1 protein-coding gene is annotated in these 404 nt (G+C 66.3%); it reads right to left on the bottom strand.

From position 1 onward, the window contains the following. Positions 1-404, bottom strand: a 404-nt coding sequence (locus Dpoa2040_RS16070) for a citrate lyase subunit alpha (RefSeq protein WP_305792414.1), incomplete at both ends; no start/stop codon positions are given.

Raw genomic sequence — 404 nt, 5'->3', positions numbered from 1 at the left:
GCCGCGCCCGACCCGGTCTGGATCGAAAAGCCCGCCCTGAAATACCCGGAGTGCTCAATCACGTCCGCCGCCGTCCGCGCTATCAGCAGTTCACGCGGGTTGCTGGTCACGCGCGCCGCCCCCACGCTGATTTTCGCCGGGTCGCCCACTTCCTCCACCGGCACCACAAAGTCCACCTGGTCCTGCACGATGCTCGCCGGCATGTTCGGGAACGGCACCAGACTTTCCGTCAGCAGCACCACCTTTTTCGCGTAGTGCGCATCCACCATCGCGTAACCCAGCGACCCGCAGCGCGATTTCCCCGACGTCCCGTTGGCGTTGCCGAATTCGTCGCTGCTCGGCACACCGAGAAACGCCACGTCTATCGCCAGCTCGCCGCTCTGCAGCAGGTGCACCCGCCCCCC

It is taken from the genome of Dickeya sp. CFBP 2040 (genome assembly GCF_012273755.1).
Taxonomy (GTDB): Bacteria; Pseudomonadota; Gammaproteobacteria; order Enterobacterales; family Enterobacteriaceae; genus Dickeya; species Dickeya poaceiphila.
The sequence above is the reverse complement of the archived record's forward strand: the minus strand, read 5'-3'. Positions and strand labels throughout refer to the sequence as shown.